Raw genomic sequence first — 16,002 nt, 5'->3', positions numbered from 1 at the left:
TCGGAGTTGACCAAGCGACGTCAAAGTGGCTCAGGACGATCGGCTGCTTGGCGGATCGACCGGCGTGGTGGCGGGAGCGGGAGCACTCTGCTGCGGTGCCTCGGGCTGCGGCACACGATCCAGGCGCAGGGTCGCCCGGCGGTTCTTGGCCCGATTGGCTTCGCTGTTATTGGGCGCGAGGGGATAACGCTCGCCATGAAAACGCATGGTGATCTGCTCGACCGGTACGCCGCCGGCTACCAGATATTCCTGCACGGCCAGCGCGCGGCGGCGCGACAGGTCGCGGTTGGTCAGGCGGTTGCCGCTGTTGTCGGCGTGGCCGTCGATCTGAAAGCTGTTGATGGATGGGTCGGCCTTGACGAAGTCGAGGATGATATCGAGCTTGGCCTTGGCCATTGGGTCGAGATCGATGCCGCCACCGGGAAAGCCAATCTGCGCCTGACGAATCTGATCGAAGTTGACCGGCAGCAACTTGGCGGTACAGACCTGGTAATCGTCGTAAGCCTTGTGAAATTTCACCGGCAGCAGGCGCACCTCGAAGTTGTCACTGCCATTGAGGGTGCGGTGGCGCACCACCGGGCTGCGGCCTTCGAGCAAACCGGTGAGCAGGCGCGCGCCCTGCTCCTGCGAGCTGTTGAACGGAACTTCGCCGTTGCCGACGCTGACCACACCCAGGTTGATGTCGCCGCGCCCCGGCTGCCAGGGCGCCGCCGCTGCCAGCAAGGTCGCCGAACCAGCACCCATCCAGCGCTCACGGGCCTTGAGGCGGAAGGTGACCTGCTCACCGGCGCGGCGCACGAACTCGCCGCTGCCGAAATTACTGATCGGCTGACTCAGGCGGCACTCGAACTGATCGCCCTCGACCGTCCACTCCACCTTCTCCAGCCGGGTCTGGAAGCTGATGGCATGCGCCGGCAGACATAGAGGCATGCCAGCCAACAGGCTGATCAGGAGGAAATTGAGCGCACGCACGACAGGCTCCACGGCGGTTCACAGTATTCTCACGGGGTATCGGTCAGGCGCGCGGAAACTTGACCCCCCTGCGTGCGATTGTCGCGCCGGCGCGAGCGCGAGCTGACCCTTTTCAGTTAACATGCGGCCACGTTTTACCCGCCTGGAAGCCTCCATGTCCGATCGCCTGACTCTCCTGCGTCCCGATGACTGGCACATTCACCTGCGCGATGGCGCGGTGCTGCCACACACCGTCGGCGATGCCGCGCGCACCTTCGGCCGCGCCATCATCATGCCCAACCTGGTACCGCCGGTGCGCAACGCCGCCGAGGCCGACGCCTATCGCCAGCGCATTCTCGCAGCGCGCCCGGCCGGCAGTCGCTTCGAACCGTTGATGGTGCTCTACCTCACCGACAACACCAGCCCGGAAGACGTGCGTGCAGCCAAGGCCAGCGGTTTCGTGCATGCCGCCAAGCTCTACCCGGCCGGCGCCACCACCAACTCCGATTCGGGCGTGACCAGCATCGACAAGATCTTCCCGGCGCTGGAAGCCATGGCCGAAGTCGGCATGCTGCTGCTGGTCCATGGCGAAGTGACCCGCGCCGAGATCGACGTGTTCGACCGCGAGAAGACCTTCATCGACGAACACCTCACCCGCGTGGTCGAGCGTTTCCCGACGCTCAAGGTGGTGTTCGAGCACATCACCACGCGTGACGCGGTGCAGTTCGTCGAGGCGGCCTCGGCCAATGTCGGCGCCACCATCACCGCGCACCACCTGCTGTACAACCGCAACCACATGCTGGTCGGCGGCATTCGCCCGCACTTCTATTGCCTGCCGATCCTCAAGCGCAACGTGCACCAGGAAGCCCTGCTCGACGCCGCCACCAGTGGCAACGCCAAGTTCTTCCTCGGCACTGATTCGGCGCCGCACGTCAAGCACGCCAAGGAAGCCGCCTGCGGCTGCGCCGGCTGCTACACCGCCTATGCCGCCATCGAGCTGTACGCCGAGGCCTTCGAACAGCGTGGTGCACTGGACAAGCTGGAAGCCTTCGCCAGCTTCCATGGCCCGGACTTCTATGGCATGCCGCGCAACAGCGACAGCATCACCCTGGTACGCGAAGAGTGGACCGTGCCGGCCACCCTGCCGCTGGGAGACAACAGCGTCGTACCGCTGCGCGCTGGCGAGACCCTGCGCTGGAAGCTGCTGGAGGGTCAGGCGTGAGCGAAGAAAACTACGACGACGAACTCGAGCCCAGTCTGCCGTCCGGCCCGCGCACGCCCATGGCGGCGCGCTTTCGGGGCTACCTGCCGGTGGTCGTGGACGTCGAGACCGGCGGCTTCAACAGCGCCACCGATGCCCTGCTGGAAATCGCCGCGACCACCATCGCCATGGACGAGAGCGGCTTCCTTTATCCGGATCACACCCACTTCTTCCGCATCGAGCCCTTCGAAGGCGCCAATATCGAAGCGGCGGCGCTGGAGTTCACCGGCATCAAGCTCGACCATCCGCTGCGTATGGCGGTAAGCGAGGAGCATGCCCTGGGCGAGATCTTCAAGGGTCTGCGCAAGTCGATCAAATCGGCTGGCTGCAAGCGCGCGATCCTGGTCGGGCACAACAGCAGTTTCGACCTGGGCTTTCTCAACGCTGCAGTGGCGCGTTGCGGCATCAAGCGCAACCCCTTCCACCCCTTTTCCAGCTTCGATACTGCCACCCTGGCCGGCCTCGCCTACGGCCAGACCGTGCTGGCCAAGGCCTGCCAGGTCGCCGGCATCGAATTCGACGGCAAGGAAGCGCATTCGGCCCGCTACGACACCGAAAAGACCGCCGAACTGTTCTGCGGCATCGTCAACCGCTGGAAGGAAATGGGCGGCTGGGACGAGTTCGATCAGTGAGGCTCTGCACGGCAGATCGAACCCCATGAAAAAACCGGCGTCTGCCGGTTTTTTTGGTTCATCGCATAGCTTTGGGAACTTGCAGCTTGATACCGGACTGGCAAGTTTGTGTGTTCTTTTGCGCTATTTATATCCGGGCAAAGATCATTGGCGTGTCGATCTTTCGTCTTGGTTTCGCCCCTCACGGGCGAGTCACTTGATTCGCTGCGCTCACCCTTCGGGCCAGCCTGCGGCTGTTACTTCGCTGCGCTTCGTAGCTCTTGCTTGCCCAAGAGAAAGTAACCAAAGAGAAGGGCACCCCGACATCCGGGTTTCGCTTCGCTCAACTCCCCTCGCTCCGGCGCCGCTCCGGGGGCCGGCTTACATGGGCCATCCCTGGCCTTTTAAGCGGGGCCGCCATCGGTATTTCGCCGCATCCATGCGGCTCATCCCCCTACGCGACACCTCCACTCGGCCTTCTGACGGGACGATCAAAGTCGGTAGCGTTTGGCTTTTGCTCTTGAAGCGCGGATCTCACAGACGACGCCCAAGTCCCCTTCAGGAGGCCGAGTGGAATCACCGTGGAGGGGGTTGAGCGACATGGATGTCGCGAGAGCCGTGATGGGCCAGGGATGGCCCTTCGTCGGTGGGCCGCATCCGGTCGTGCCCCTGGAGCGGTGATGGAGCGAGGGAACCCCGGCGCAGCCGGGGTCGTATGCAGGGGTGTGTTTCTTTGCTTACTTTCTTTGCACAAGCAAAGAAAGTGAGTCGCCCGTAAGGGGCGAAACCCATCAGGACAGGCGGCGCGCTAACGGATAGTGCCAATTCATCGACAGCTAACACGTAATTGCCAGTCCAGTATCAAATGCATCCTCCCCGAAAACGCAAAGACCTTTCTCTACCCGCCCCCTAACGGCGGCTGTACCGTTCGTCAGACTCTATGAGCATTCGCAATCGATCTTTGACAAGCATTCTCATTAACATTAGTATCCGACCCATCGAACAGAACTACCAAGACGAGCCTTGCCTATGTACGTCTGCCTCTGTGAAGGTGTCACCGATACGCAAATCCGCGACGCAGTCTATGAAGGCTGCTGCAGTTACCGTGAAGTGCGCGGCACCCTCGGCATCGCCAGCCAGTGCGGCAAGTGTGCCTGCCTGGCCAAGCAGGTGGTTCGCGAAACCATCGCCGAAGTGCAGAGCAGTCAGGCCTCGCTGGCCTACCCCGCAGGTTTCGTCGCAGCCTGAAACACGCCGCCAGAATGCAAAAAACCGGATCCTTGAATCCGGTTTTTTTATTCCTGAAAAAGCGTCACCTGCGCTTACAGGCCGTCACGCTGCATATGGTCGAAGTCTACGGCGTCCCCAGGAGCGGCGTGCAGCTTGGCGCGGATGTCCTCGAAGATCGCATCGTATTCGGCATGCGCACGCATGATCGGGCTGTGGTTGGCTGGCAAGCCATGCTTGGTCACCAGCCGGGAGATCACACTGGCGAAGTTGAAGGCGGTATCGCGATGCATCTCGAAGACCTCTTCGAAAGCCTTGCCGTCGATCTCGCCGACCAGGCGCCCGTGCAGCATGGGCCCCTCCCGCGGGTCTTTGCGCACCTCATAGTAGAAATCGATGCTGTAGCCAGGCAAGCCGCCCAGACCAGACGGATTGCCGCGATGCAAGTGACCGGGTTCGAACATGAGGGCTGTCTCCTTTGCCGTAACGCCGTAGGTGCTCCCTGACGGGAGCGTGCGAAGAGTCTAGCCCGCTACCTGCGGTCCTGCATGCACCCTTTCAGTGCGGCGCCGAGTCCCCTGCCCTTTCCTGTACCAGCACCCAGGGGGCGACCACCACCGCCCACAATTGCGGGTCGCGCGTGAGCAGATCTTCGGCACGCGTATCTTCGAGCTTGCACAGCAGGCCCTGGTTCATCCATTGCGCAACACGAGCCTGATCATTCTCGGCCACGGCCTGCGCGACCGCCACCAGATCCTGGCTGCCCTCGACCCAGAGCAGCGCACCTCGGGCGAAGAACGGCTGCAGCTCCTGCCAACGAATCGGCGCTGTCTCGCCAAACAGCTTGGCATAGAGGGTGCTAGATTGGTCCGTCATGGTGTGTCCCGTTTCGATGGCTGTGAATGCAGCGCGCAATGATAGCGTCGGCAACTGCCCTGGCAACCGCACGACGTTCGCCAGCCGACTCAGGCCACGCCGTTTTTCTATACATTCCTTGCAATTTAGCGACAACTCCGCGTTTCGCCTCCAACTGCCGGCTTTTCAAGGCGCAAATCCGCGCTCTACACTGTTCCGGTACAGTTGCCGGAGGCATTACCGGGGTCACTGACCCGGTTCTGCAGCTTCGGCCGCAAGAACTACAACAACGAAAAACATAAGAGTGGAGCACTCATGAACAAGGCTAAGCAGATTTCCAAGCTGTTCGCGGCAATGGCACTGGCAGGGGCGGCCAGTTATTCGATGGCAGCCGACAACATCAAGATCGGCCTGGCCGGTCCGGTGACCGGTGCGGTTGCTCAGTACGGTGAGATGCAATTCATCGGCGCCAAGATGGCCATCGAGCAGATCAACAAGGCCGGCGGCGTGAACGGCGCCCAGCTCGAAGCCGTGGTCTACGACGATGCTTGCGATCCGAAACAGGCCGTTGCCGTTGCCAACAAGATCGTCAACGACGAAGTCAAGTTCGTGGTTGGCCACCTGTGCTCCAGCTCCACTCAACCGGCTTCGGACATTTACGAAGACGAAGGCATCCTGATGATCACCGCGGCTTCCACCAGCCCGGAAATCACCTCCCGCGGTTACGAACTGGTCTTCCGCACCATCGGCCTGGACAGCCTGCAAGGCCCGACCGCCGGCAACTTCATCGCCGATCACATCAAGCCGAAGACCGTTGCCGTGATCCACGACAAGCAGCAGTACGGTGAAGGCATCGCCACCGCGGTCAAGCAGACCCTGGAAGGCAAAGGCATGAAAGTCGCCATGTTCGAAGGCATCAACGCCGGCGACAAGGACTTCTCCGCGCTGATCGCCAAACTGAACCAGGCCGGCGTCGACTTCGTTTACTACGGCGGCTACCACCCGGAACTGGGTCTGCTGCTGCGCCAGACCAAGGAACGCGGCCTGAACGTCAAGTTCATGGGCCCGGAAGGCGTGGGTAACAAGGAAATCTCGGCCATTGCCGGCCCGGCCTCCGAAGGCCTGCTGGTGACCCTGCCGAAGTCCTTCGACCAGGATCCGAAGAACCAGGCGCTGGTCGAGGCCTTCAAGGCCAAGAACGAAGACCCCAGCGGCCCGTTCGTGTTCCCTGCCTACGCCGCCGTTCAGGTCATCGCCGAAGGCATCGAGAAAGCCGGCGACACCGATACCGCCAAGGTAGCGGCTGCCCTGCGTGCCAACAGCTTCGACACCCCCACTGGCACCCTGGGCTTCGACGAGAAGGGCGACCTGAAGGACTTCAGCTTCGTGGTGTACGAATGGCACCAGGACGGCACCAAGTCCGAAGCCAAGTAACCCCGCCGAAGAAGCTGATTCATGAGCTAGCGAGCTAGCGCCATGCAAGGCAGAAGCAGGCGAGGAAGCGGAGTGTGCTTTTGCACATGAGCATTCCGAGCCTGTTTTTAACGCAGCAGGGTCGACGCGCAGCAGATCATGAACAGCTTCTGAACCCAGAGCCCACTGCAGAAGTGGGCTTTGTCTATTCGAATTCCGGCCTCGCGCTGCGTCACAAGCGCCGCTTTACGCGATGCCCAGGAGTTAGGCTATGCCTGAGATTTACCATTACCTGCAGCAGTTGCTCAATGGCCTGACCATTGGCAGCACCTATGCCCTGATCGCCATCGGCTACACCATGGTCTACGGCATCATTGGCATGATCAACTTCGCCCACGGCGAGGTTTACATGATTGGCTCGTACGTAGCCTTCACCGTGATCGCCGGCCTTGCCATGTTCGGCATCGACGCCGTCCCAGTGATCATGGTCGCCGCCTTCGCCGCCACCATGATCGTCACCAGTGCCTACGGTTACAGCATCGAACGGGTGGCCTACCGCCCCCTGCGCGGCGGCAACCGTCTGATCCCGCTGATCTCGGCGATCGGTATGTCGATATTCCTGCAGAACGCGGTATTGCTCGCGCAGGACTCCAAGGACAAGGCCATCCCCAGCCTGCTGCCCGGCAACTTCATCCTCGGTGAAAGTGCAGCCAACGGCGTGGTGGTGTCCTACATGCAGGTGCTGATCTTCATCGTCACCTTCGTCACCATGGTCGGCCTGACCCTGTTCATCTCCCGCTCACGCCTGGGCCGCGCCTGTCGCGCCTGCGCCGAAGATCTGAAGATGGCCAACCTGCTCGGCATCAACACCAACAACATCATCGCCCTGACCTTCGTCATCGGTGCGGCGCTGGCCGCCATCGCCTCGGTTCTGCTGGGGATGAACTACGGCGTGATCAACCCGCACCTGGGCTTCCTTGCCGGCATCAAGGCCTTCACCGCTGCAGTACTCGGCGGTATCGGCAGCATCCCTGGCGCGGTACTCGGTGGCCTGCTGCTGGGCGTAGCCGAAGCCTTCGGCGCCGATATCTTCGGTGATCAATACAAGGACGTGGTGGCGTTCAGCCTGCTGGTGCTGGTGCTGCTGTTCCGTCCAACCGGCATCCTTGGCCGCCCGGAGGTGGAGAAGGTATGAGCCGCAACCTCAAATCCGCGATTTTCAGCGCCCTGCTGGTGCTGATCATCTCCTACCCCGTATTGGGCCTGAAGCTCAGCACCGTCGGTATCAGCCTGCGTGTCGAAGGCGCCACCGCCTTCGAACTCTGGTGCATTGGCGGCGCTGCTGCGCTGATCTTCCTCTGGCAACTGCTGCGTGACCACATCACCCCGGCCTGGGCCAAGCGCCCGAGGCTGCCCAGCGGTTCCGGCCAGCTCGGCAACTTCCTCACCCTGCCCTCCACCCAGCGCTGGATCATTCTGGCGATGGTCATGGTGGCGCTGGTGTGGCCGTTCTTCGCCAGCCGCGGCGCGGTGGACATCGCCACGCTGATCCTGATCTACGTCATGCTCGGCCTCGGCCTGAACATCGTGGTCGGCCTCGCCGGTCTGCTCGATCTGGGTTACGTCGGCTTCTACGCCGTCGGTGCCTACAGCTACGCGATCCTGGCGCACTACTTCGGCCTGGGCTTCTGGATCTGCCTGCCGCTGGCCGGCATGATGGCGGCGCTGTTCGGCTTCCTGCTCGGTTTCCCGGTGCTGCGCTTGCGCGGGGATTACCTGGCCATCGTCACGCTCGGCTTCGGCGAGATCATCCGTATCCTGTTGCGCAACCTGACCGATCTGACCGGCGGCCCCAACGGCCTGAGCATCGCCAACGAGAACAAGCCGACCCTATTCGGACTGTCCTTCGAGCGCCGTGTGCCGGCGGACATGCCGACCTTCCACGGCTACTTCGAGATGGCCTACAACTCACAGTACAAGGTGATCTTCCTCTACCTGATCGCCCTGCTGCTGGTGCTGCTGACGCTGTTTCTGGTCAACCGCCTGCTGCGCATGCCGATCGGCCGCGCCTGGGAAGCCTTGCGTGAAGACGAGATCGCCTGCCGCGCGCTGGGCCTGAACCCGACCGTGATCAAGCTCTCGGCTTTCACCATCGGTGCCAGCCTGGCCGGTTTCGCCGGCAGCTTCTTCGCTGCGCGCCAGGGTTTGGTGACACCGGAATCCTTCACCTTCATCGAGTCGGCGATGATCCTCGCCATCGTCGTGCTGGGTGGCATGGGCTCGCAGCTGGGCGTGATCCTCGCGGCCATCATCATGGTGATGTTGCAGGAGATGCGTGAGCTGAGCGAGTACCGCATGCTGTTCTTCGGTCTGGTCATGATCTTCATGATGATCTGGCGCCCGCAAGGGTTGCTGCCGATGCAACGTCCCCACCTGGAGCTGAAGCGATGAGCCGCACGATTCTCGAAGTAAGCGGCCTGTCCATGCGTTTCGGCGGCCTGCTGGCCGTCAACGGGGTGGGCCTGAACGTCAAGGAAAAGCAGGTGGTTTCGATGATCGGCCCGAACGGCGCCGGCAAGACCACCGTATTCAACTGCCTGACCGGCTTCTACCAGCCAAGCTCCGGCAGCATCCGCCTCAACGGCGAGGCGATCGAGGGCCTGCCGGGCCACAAGATCGCCCGCAAGGGCGTGGTGCGGACCTTCCAGAACGTGCGTCTGTTCAAGGACATGACCGCGGTGGAAAACCTGCTGGTGGCCCAGCATCGCCACCTGAACACCGGCTATCTGGCCGGCCTGTTCAAGACCCCGGCCTTCCGCCGCAGCGAGCGCGAGGCCATGGAGTACGCCGCCTACTGGCTGGAGCAGGTCGACCTTGTGGACTTCGCCAACCGCAGTGCCGGCACCCTGGCCTACGGTCAGCAACGCCGCCTGGAAATCGCCCGCTGCATGATGACGCGTCCGAGCATCCTCATGCTCGACGAGCCGGCCGCCGGTCTCAACCCGCGTGAAACCGAGGACCTCAAGGCACTGATCGGCATGCTGCGTGACGAGCACAACGTCACCGTGCTGCTGATCGAGCACGACATGCACCTGGTCATGAGCATTTCCGACCACATCTACGTGATCAACCAGGGCACTCCCCTGGCCGACGGCACGCCGGACGACATCCGTAACAACCCGGACGTGATCAAAGCCTATCTGGGGGAGGCGTAATCCATGCTGAGCTTCAACAACGTCTCAACCTTCTACGGCAAGATCCAGGCCCTGCACGACGTCAGCATCGAAGTGCAGAAAGGCGAGATCGTCACCCTGATCGGCGCCAACGGTGCCGGCAAGTCGACCCTGCTCATGACCCTGTGCGGCAATCCGCGCGCCACCAGTGGCAGCATCCGATACCTGGGTGAGGAGCTGGTGGGCATGGACACCCCTCAGATCATGCGCAAGAGCATTGCCATCGTGCCGGAAGGCCGTCGCGTGTTCGCCCGCCTGACCGTCGAGGAGAACCTGGCCATGGGCGGGTTCTTCGGTGACAAGGCGGACAATCAGGAGCAACTGGACAAGGTCCTGCACCTGTTCCCACGCCTGAAGGAACGCTTCGCCCAGCGCGCCGGCACTATGAGCGGTGGTGAGCAACAGATGCTCGCCATCGGCCGTGCCCTGATGAGCAAGCCCAAACTGCTGCTGCTCGACGAACCGTCGCTGGGTCTGGCGCCGATCATCATCCAGCAGATCTTCGACATCGTCGAACAACTGCGCGAGGACGGCGTTACCGTGTTCCTGGTCGAGCAGAACGCCAACCAGGCGCTGAAGCTGGCCGACCGTGGCTATGTGCTGGAGAACGGCCACATCGTCATGCAGGGCAGCGGCGAACAACTGCTCAACGACCCCAAGGTACGCGACGCCTACCTCGGCGGATAAGCGCAACCTGCAATATCGGAACCGCCCTTCGGGGCGGTTTCTTTTTGTCCGCGATTCGATCACCCGTCTCGCTGAACTCTTAAGCGGATATTTCCGCCCTCTTGCGCCACGCTCTTCGAGTATTAGCCTCAATAACTCAGCCCTTGCGAGACTGCGTACATGCGCAAACCCCTGCTGCTGCTATTGGTCATCACCCTGCTGCTTAGCGCCTGCAGCCGTGTCGGCCTGGCCTATCGTAATCTCGACTGGCTGATCCCCTGGAAGCTCAACGACTACGTGGCGCTGACCAGCGAGCAAAGCGCCTGGCTCAAGCCTCAATTGCAGGAACACCTGGCCTGGCACTGCAACGCCGAGCTGCCGCGTTATCTCGACTGGCTGCAGCGCAGCCAGCAGGCACTGAGCAGCCGGGACGGCGAGCTGATCACTCGCCAACTGGCCGAGGTCGAACCGGCCATGCAACGCATCGCGGTGGAAATCACCCCTAGCACCATCGAGCTGCTGCGCGGCCTCAGCCCGCGCCAGGTCGAGCAGTTATTGGCGTCACTGGACGAGCAGAACGCCAAGCTGCGCGAGGAATTCCTCGAGCCCCCCCTGCAGGAGCAGATCGACCGGCGCGCCGAGCGCATGGAAGAGCGCCTGCAGCCCTGGTTCGGCGAACTCAATGCCGAGCAACGCGAACGCGTGCAGCAGTGGGCGCAAGGCCTGGGCGATCAGAATCAGATCTGGATGGATAACCGCCTGGCCTGGCAACAGGCACTTCGCGAGACATTGGAAGTGCGTCGCGGCGATGACTTCGGCGCACGCATGACCGCCCTGCTGCAACAACGCGAACGCTTCTACACCAGCGCCTATCAGGCCAGTTATGAGACAACCCGCCAGGCCATGGCGGAGATGATCGTCGATCTGGTCGCTCAGGCCGACTCGCGTCAGATAGCGCGCGCAGACAAGCGCCTGCAAGGCCTGCACGCCGACCTGGCTGCGCAACAGTGCGCCACCGATCAGGCGGTGGCGCAGCGCTGAGGCGCCTGGTCAGAGCGGTGGCAGTTGCCAGTCGATGGGGGTCATGCCGTTCTGGCTGAGGAACTGGTTGCAACGACTGAAATGGCCATTGCCGATGAAGCCACGATGGGCGGACAGCGGCGACGGGTGCGGCGAGCGCAGCACCAGGTGCTTGGTCGGGTCGATCAGGCGCTGCTTGCTCTGCGCATGGCTACCCCAGAGCAGGAACACCAACTTGGGCTGATGATCACTGACCACTTCGATCACCCGGTCGGTAAAGAACTGCCAGCCCTTGTTCGCATGCGAGCCGGCGTTGGCGCGCTCGACGGTGAGCGAGGTGTTGAGCAGCAGCACGCCCTGATCGGCCCAGCTCTGCAGGTAACCGTGGGCCGGGATGTCGATGTTGAGATCGCGCTTGAGCTCCTTGTAGATGTTCACCAGCGACGGCGGCGTTTGCACGCCCGGCTGCACCGAGAAGCACAGGCCATGCGCCTGTCCCGGGCCGTGGTAAGGGTCCTGGCCGATGATCACCACCTTGACCTGATCCAGCGGCGTGGAATTGAGCGCATTGAAGATCAGCGGGCCCGGCGGATAGATTTCCTTGCCAGCTGCCTTCTCTGCCCGCAGGAACTCGCGCAGCTCCTTCATGTAGGGCTTGTCGAACTCCTCGCGCAGCGCTTCCTTCCAGCTGGCTTCGAGTTTGATGCGATCTTCGGTCATGCGCTTTTCCTGCCTGAGTCTCCACAAGAGCAGGCACGCTAGAGAAGGGGTTGCCGCAAGTCAAGAAAGGCCAGCCCGGCACGCGCCGAGATGCTTTGCTAGCCTTTGCTCATAGCCACCGTGATCGGACTCGAAGACCATGCCAACCACCGTCGATACCCTGCGCATGGCACTGCTCAATCGCTTCCTCAAGGGCGAGGCCAGGATTCCGCAGATGCCCGAAGCAGCCGTGCGCATCAGAAAGCTGCTGGACGATCCACGCACCTCGCTGGAACAGCTGACCCGCGTGATTACCGGCGATCCGCCACTGGCTGCCTGATGCAATTCTCCAACACCCCCCTGCTACGCGGCGACCGCGCCTGCAGCTCGCTGCGCGAACTACTCGGCCGCCTCGGTACGCGGCAGTTGGCCGACCTGGTGCTGGGTTTCAGTCTGCAGAATCTGTTCACCAGTACTGAACCGGCACTGCAGCAGGCCTTTCGCGCTCGCTGGCGCAGCGCGCGGGAGCGCGCCGCCTACTGCGCGGTATTGGCGCAGCGCACCGGACTGTCGCTGGACGACGCGATGCTCGGCGGCCTGTTGCAGGATATCGGTAGCCTCACGCTGCTCTCGGAGCTGGAGCACTGGCCAGACGTGCCACGTGATGGTGACACGCTGCACGAGCTGTGCGAACGTCTGTCGGGTGACCTCGGCGCCCTGATCCTCACGCGCTGGCAGTTGCCTTCGGCAGTGATCGAATCCACTCGTCTGTACGGCCAATGGCAACGCCAGCATGACGGCGCGGCCGACCTGGCGGATCTGGTCCTGCTCGCCAGCGCCCTGCAGAGCAAGGCCACCCTGCCCGAGCCGCTTCCGGCTCAGGCGAAGCTGGGCCTGGAACCCCCACTTGCCGAACTGCGCCAGGAGCTGGCTGGCGAGCTGCAACTGTGGAAGCGCCTGCTCGCCTGAGGACCGCGCTATACGGCCTCATCAGGCATCTGGATACAGCTTGCCCACATCCGCAAGCCGGTCGAGACTCTCCTGCACGCACCGTGCGGGAGGTCATATGAGCGACTTGAACGGTATCAGTCGCGAACGCCTGGAACAGGCGCTCGCTCACTCTACCTTTGCCCAGCTGCTCGGCGCCGAATTGCTCGATTTCGCGCCAGGCCGAGTCAGCCTGCAGGTACGTAGCCGTCCTGACCTGTGCCAGCACCACGGTTACATGCATGGCGCGGTAGTCGGCTTCATGGTCGACAGCGGCTGCGCCTGGGCCGCAGCGTCGATGGTCGGCGACGTGGTTACCAGCGAATACAAGCTCAACCTGCTCGCACCGGCCCTTGGCGAACGTCTATTGTGCCGCGCCGAAGTCCTCAAGGCCGGACAACGCCAGGCGGTCTGCCGAGCAGACGTGTTCGCGGTGAAAGACGGCCAGGAAAAGCTGGTGGCCACCGGGCTGGCAACCATCGCGCGGGTCTAGCAGCGACTAACCCTGATGCAGTGCCCGGTAATGACTGGGCGCCATGCCCACCACCTTGCGAAACAGCCGCGAGAAGTAATAAGGGTCTTCATACCCCAGTTGCTCGGCGACCTGGCGCACCTCGATATCGCCACGGTCGAGCAGGCGGCAGGCCAGGGCCATTTTCAACTGGATGAAATCCTGAATCGGCGCATGACCGGTCAGCGCACGGTAGGTCTTGGCGAAGTGAAAGCGAGACAGCTTGAACTGCGCCGCCAGTTCATCGAGGTTGAGGCTGCCATGCAGATGCTCGCGCATCACCGCCTGCACCGCCTCGATATCCAGCACCCGTCCGGACTTGAGATTGACCCGCGCCGGCAGCACTGCCAGTGAGCTGAGCATCGCCTGCAGACGGTGCGCGGCATGGATGAAGGGCAAGGCGTTGAAGCCCTGCCGCTGCAGGCCCAGCAACGCCTCGAAGTCACCAATCAGCCGCGGCTGCAAACCGATACGCCGCAGCGGCTGCGCTCCCAGCAGACGCAGGAAGTCCTCGCTGAAGCTGCCGTCAAAATGCACCCAATAGATCGTCCAGGGGCTTTGCGCATCGGCGCCATAGCCATGCGGCATCGCCTTGGGCAGCAGCAGCAAATCGCCAGCAGCGACATCCAATCGTCCATCTGCTGTTTCCAGCCAGCCCCTGCCGGAGCGGCAATAGATCAGCAGATGATCATCCGGCTGCAGGCGCCGCATCTGGTGACCGGCCGCGTCAGGATAGAACCCCATCGCCAGGGGATAGCAACCTGAGCTCAGTGCATGGCGTGCCAGCAGGCGACGCAGGCGCGGCGGTGTGATGAAGCGTTGCCCACCGAGCGGCAGCGGCCAATTGGAGGTCTCCACTCGCAGCCCCATGCCTGACGCTCCCAATAAAATCGGATCGAATGACAAGATCGTCCATCTCAAGACCAAGATCGTCAATCCACAAGCCAAAACGAAGTGGCTATAAAGGCTCCATACAAGAACAACAGGAGGCGCCCATGCCCCGCACGCTCGCGCAACTGATCGACGGCCAATGGCTGCCAAGCCAGGCCACGGACCTGATCGAAGTCACCGACCCGGCCACCCAGGAAGTGATCGCCCTCGCCCCCAGAGCGACCACCGAGGAGATAGAAGCCGCGGTAGTCGGTGCGCAACAGGCCTTCCTCACCTGGCGCGAGGTGCCGGTATCGGAGCGCGCCCGCCTGATGCTGCGCTACCAGCATCTGCTCAAGGAACATCACGACGAGCTGGCGGAGATTCTTGCGGCGGAAACCGGCAAGACCTTCGCCGATGCCAAGGGTGACGTGTGGCGCGGTATCGAGGTGGCCGAGCATGCGGCCAACATCGCCAGCCTGATGATGGGCGAGACGGTGGAGAACGTCGCCCGCGAGATCGACACTGCCAGCTGGATCCAGCCGCTCGGCGTGTGCGTCGGCATCACCCCGTTCAACTTCCCGGCGATGATCCCACTGTGGATGTTTCCGCTGGCCATCGCCTGCGGCAATACCTTCATCCTGAAACCGTCCGAACAGGACCCGATGACACCCAATCGCCTGGCCGAGCTATTCCTCGAGGCTGGAGCTCCGGCCGGCGTGCTGCAGGTGCTGCATGGAGGTCGCGAACAGGTCGACGCCCTGCTGGTACATCCGGCCGTGCGCGCGGTGTCCTTCGTCGGCTCGGTTACGGTGGGCCAGCACGTCTATCGCACCGGCACCCAGCACCTGAAGCGTGTGCAAGCCTTCGCCGGTGCCAAGAACCATATGGTGATCATGCCGGACGCGCCCAAGGATCAGGTCATCAGCAACCTGCTCGGTGCCAGCTGCGGCGCTGCAGGTCAACGCTGCATGGCGATCAGCGTGGCGGTGTTCGTCGGCGAGTCGAAACAGTGGATCGACGAGTTGGCGACGCAGATGGCCGCGCTGCGCCCAGGCCACTGGCAGGACACGGGTGCAGCCTACGGCCCGCTGATCAGCCCACAGGCACGCCAGCGCGTACTGAGCCTGATCGATGAAGGCAAGGCGGAAGGCGCCGAGTGCCTGCTCGACGGTTCGCAATGCACGGTGGCCGGCTACCCCGACGGCAATTGGGTTGGCCCGACCCTGTTTCGCGGCGTGACGGCGAAGATGAGTCTGTACCGCGAGGAAATCTTCGGCCCGGTGCTGGTGTGCATGGAGGTGGACAGCCTCGAGGAGGCCATCGAACTGGTCAACGCCAGCCCGTATGGCAACGGCACCAGCCTGTTCACCCGTTCTGGTGGCGCCGCGCGGCATTTCCAGCATGCTGTGGAAGTCGGCCAGGTGGGCATCAACGTACCGATCCCGGTGCCGCTGCCGTTCTTCTCCTTCACCGGCTGGAAGGGCTCGTTCTACGGCGACCTGCACGCTTACGGCAAACAGGCGGTGCGTTTCTATACCGAGACCAAGACGGTGACCAGTCGCTGGTTCGACGACACCCCGCTCGGCGACGGACCGAACATGACCATTCAACTGAAATGAGAACGGCGTTCTTATTAGACGAAAAGACGATCACGAGAACTGGACAAGCGGCGTAAAAGACTCTTTGCAGAACAAA

At 62.6% G+C, this 16,002-nt stretch carries 18 protein-coding genes; 13 read left to right on the top strand and 5 right to left on the bottom strand.

Annotation, left to right across the window (positions count from 1 at the left end):
* Nucleotides 1–30: 30 nt before the first annotated feature.
* A complete protein-coding gene (locus P3C50_RS00205; RefSeq protein WP_275545317.1) occupies nucleotides 31–930 on the bottom strand; it encodes a flagellar protein MotY in 900 nt (299 codons plus the stop codon).
* Between the two features lie 196 nt (nucleotides 931–1,126).
* On the opposite strand from P3C50_RS00205, the gene pyrC reads away from it, so the two are divergent.
* The 3 genes from pyrC (at nucleotide 1,127) to P3C50_RS00190 (ending at nucleotide 4,071) form a co-directional block, all read left to right on the top strand.
* Nucleotides 1,127–2,173, top strand: coding sequence for a dihydroorotase (gene pyrC, locus P3C50_RS00200; RefSeq protein ID WP_275544441.1), 1,047 nt, complete (start codon nucleotides 1,127–1,129; stop codon nucleotides 2,171–2,173).
* Nucleotides 2,170–2,844, top strand: coding sequence for a ribonuclease T (rnt, locus tag P3C50_RS00195; RefSeq protein WP_197855248.1), 675 nt, complete (start codon nucleotides 2,170–2,172; stop codon nucleotides 2,842–2,844). The genes pyrC and rnt overlap by 4 nt, the downstream gene beginning before the upstream one ends.
* Before the next feature lie 1,008 nt (nucleotides 2,845–3,852).
* Entirely contained in the window at nucleotides 3,853–4,071 is a 219-nt protein-coding gene (locus P3C50_RS00190) for a bacterioferritin-associated ferredoxin (protein WP_004423711.1), read from the top strand.
* Between the two features lie 74 nt (nucleotides 4,072–4,145).
* On the opposite strand, the gene P3C50_RS00185 is transcribed toward P3C50_RS00190, so the two are convergent.
* Together P3C50_RS00185 and P3C50_RS00180 are read right to left on the bottom strand one after the other, a co-directional pair.
* Nucleotides 4,146–4,514, bottom strand: a complete 369-nt coding sequence (locus tag P3C50_RS00185) for a DUF5064 family protein (protein ID WP_197855247.1) — start codon at nucleotides 4,512–4,514, stop codon at nucleotides 4,146–4,148.
* Between the two features lie 94 nt (nucleotides 4,515–4,608).
* Nucleotides 4,609–4,926: a DUF2288 domain-containing protein gene (locus P3C50_RS00180; protein ID WP_275544440.1), complete on the bottom strand. Its 318-nt coding sequence runs from the start codon at nucleotides 4,924–4,926 to the stop codon at nucleotides 4,609–4,611.
* 294 nt (nucleotides 4,927–5,220) lie between these two features.
* Between P3C50_RS00180 and P3C50_RS00175 the strand changes: the two genes are divergently transcribed.
* The 6 genes from P3C50_RS00175 to P3C50_RS00150 all read left to right on the top strand — a co-directional run bounded on the left by P3C50_RS00175 (nucleotide 5,221) and on the right by P3C50_RS00150 (nucleotide 11,258).
* Nucleotides 5,221–6,339: a branched-chain amino acid ABC transporter substrate-binding protein gene (locus P3C50_RS00175; RefSeq protein WP_275544439.1), complete on the top strand. Its 1,119-nt coding sequence runs from the start codon at nucleotides 5,221–5,223 to the stop codon at nucleotides 6,337–6,339.
* A gap of 250 nt (nucleotides 6,340–6,589) precedes the next feature.
* Nucleotides 6,590–7,513, top strand: coding sequence for a high-affinity branched-chain amino acid ABC transporter permease LivH (gene livH, locus P3C50_RS00170; protein ID WP_275544438.1), 924 nt, complete (start codon nucleotides 6,590–6,592; stop codon nucleotides 7,511–7,513).
* Nucleotides 7,510–8,769: a high-affinity branched-chain amino acid ABC transporter permease LivM gene (locus P3C50_RS00165; protein WP_275544437.1), complete on the top strand. Its 1,260-nt coding sequence runs from the start codon at nucleotides 7,510–7,512 to the stop codon at nucleotides 8,767–8,769. Before livH ends, P3C50_RS00165 begins: the two co-directional genes overlap by 4 nt.
* Nucleotides 8,766–9,533 (top strand): high-affinity branched-chain amino acid ABC transporter ATP-binding protein LivG, encoded by a 768-nt coding sequence (gene livG, locus P3C50_RS00160; RefSeq protein WP_197855243.1) that lies wholly within the window; start codon nucleotides 8,766–8,768, stop codon nucleotides 9,531–9,533. The genes P3C50_RS00165 and livG overlap by 4 nt, the downstream gene beginning before the upstream one ends.
* A 3-nt stretch (nucleotides 9,534–9,536) precedes the next feature.
* Entirely contained in the window at nucleotides 9,537–10,238 is a 702-nt protein-coding gene (locus tag P3C50_RS00155; protein ID WP_275544436.1) for an ABC transporter ATP-binding protein, read from the top strand.
* 159 nt (nucleotides 10,239–10,397) lie between these two features.
* Nucleotides 10,398–11,258: a DUF6279 family lipoprotein gene (locus P3C50_RS00150; protein WP_275544435.1), complete on the top strand. Its 861-nt coding sequence runs from the start codon at nucleotides 10,398–10,400 to the stop codon at nucleotides 11,256–11,258.
* Nucleotides 11,259–11,267: 9 nt separating this feature from the next.
* Here the strand turns inward: P3C50_RS00150 and ung are convergent, their stop codons facing one another.
* Entirely contained in the window at nucleotides 11,268–11,957 is a 690-nt protein-coding gene (ung, locus tag P3C50_RS00145) for a uracil-DNA glycosylase (protein WP_275544434.1), read from the bottom strand.
* Between the two features lie 139 nt (nucleotides 11,958–12,096).
* Here ung and P3C50_RS00140 point away from each other — a divergent pair, with 139 nt between their 5' ends.
* From P3C50_RS00140 to P3C50_RS00130, 3 genes are all read left to right on the top strand, one after another.
* Nucleotides 12,097–12,276: an HDOD domain-containing protein gene (locus tag P3C50_RS00140; RefSeq protein ID WP_275544433.1), complete on the top strand. Its 180-nt coding sequence runs from the start codon at nucleotides 12,097–12,099 to the stop codon at nucleotides 12,274–12,276.
* Nucleotides 12,276–12,905, top strand: a complete 630-nt coding sequence (locus P3C50_RS00135) for an HDOD domain-containing protein (RefSeq protein ID WP_275544432.1) — start codon at nucleotides 12,276–12,278, stop codon at nucleotides 12,903–12,905. The genes P3C50_RS00140 and P3C50_RS00135 overlap by 1 nt, the downstream gene beginning before the upstream one ends.
* Nucleotides 12,906–13,002: 97 nt before the next feature.
* On the top strand, nucleotides 13,003–13,416 hold the full coding sequence (locus tag P3C50_RS00130; RefSeq protein WP_147812050.1) for a PaaI family thioesterase: 414 nt from the start codon (nucleotides 13,003–13,005) through the stop codon (nucleotides 13,414–13,416).
* A 6-nt stretch (nucleotides 13,417–13,422) separates the two neighbouring features.
* On the opposite strand, the gene P3C50_RS00125 is transcribed toward P3C50_RS00130, so the two are convergent.
* Nucleotides 13,423–14,304, bottom strand: coding sequence for an AraC family transcriptional regulator (locus tag P3C50_RS00125; protein WP_275544431.1), 882 nt, complete (start codon nucleotides 14,302–14,304; stop codon nucleotides 13,423–13,425).
* 125 nt (nucleotides 14,305–14,429) lie between these two features.
* Here P3C50_RS00125 and P3C50_RS00120 point away from each other — a divergent pair, with 125 nt between their 5' ends.
* Nucleotides 14,430–15,926 carry a CoA-acylating methylmalonate-semialdehyde dehydrogenase gene (locus tag P3C50_RS00120; protein ID WP_275544430.1) on the top strand — a complete coding sequence of 499 codons (1,497 nt, stop codon included), beginning with the start codon at nucleotides 14,430–14,432 and terminating at the stop codon, nucleotides 15,924–15,926.
* Nucleotides 15,927–16,002: the final 76 nt, after the last annotated feature.

Source organism: Pseudomonas sp. Marseille-Q0931 (genome assembly GCF_940789645.1).
Classification (GTDB): Bacteria; Pseudomonadota; Gammaproteobacteria; order Pseudomonadales; family Pseudomonadaceae; genus Aquipseudomonas.
This window is presented reverse-complemented; position numbering and strand designations above follow the sequence as displayed.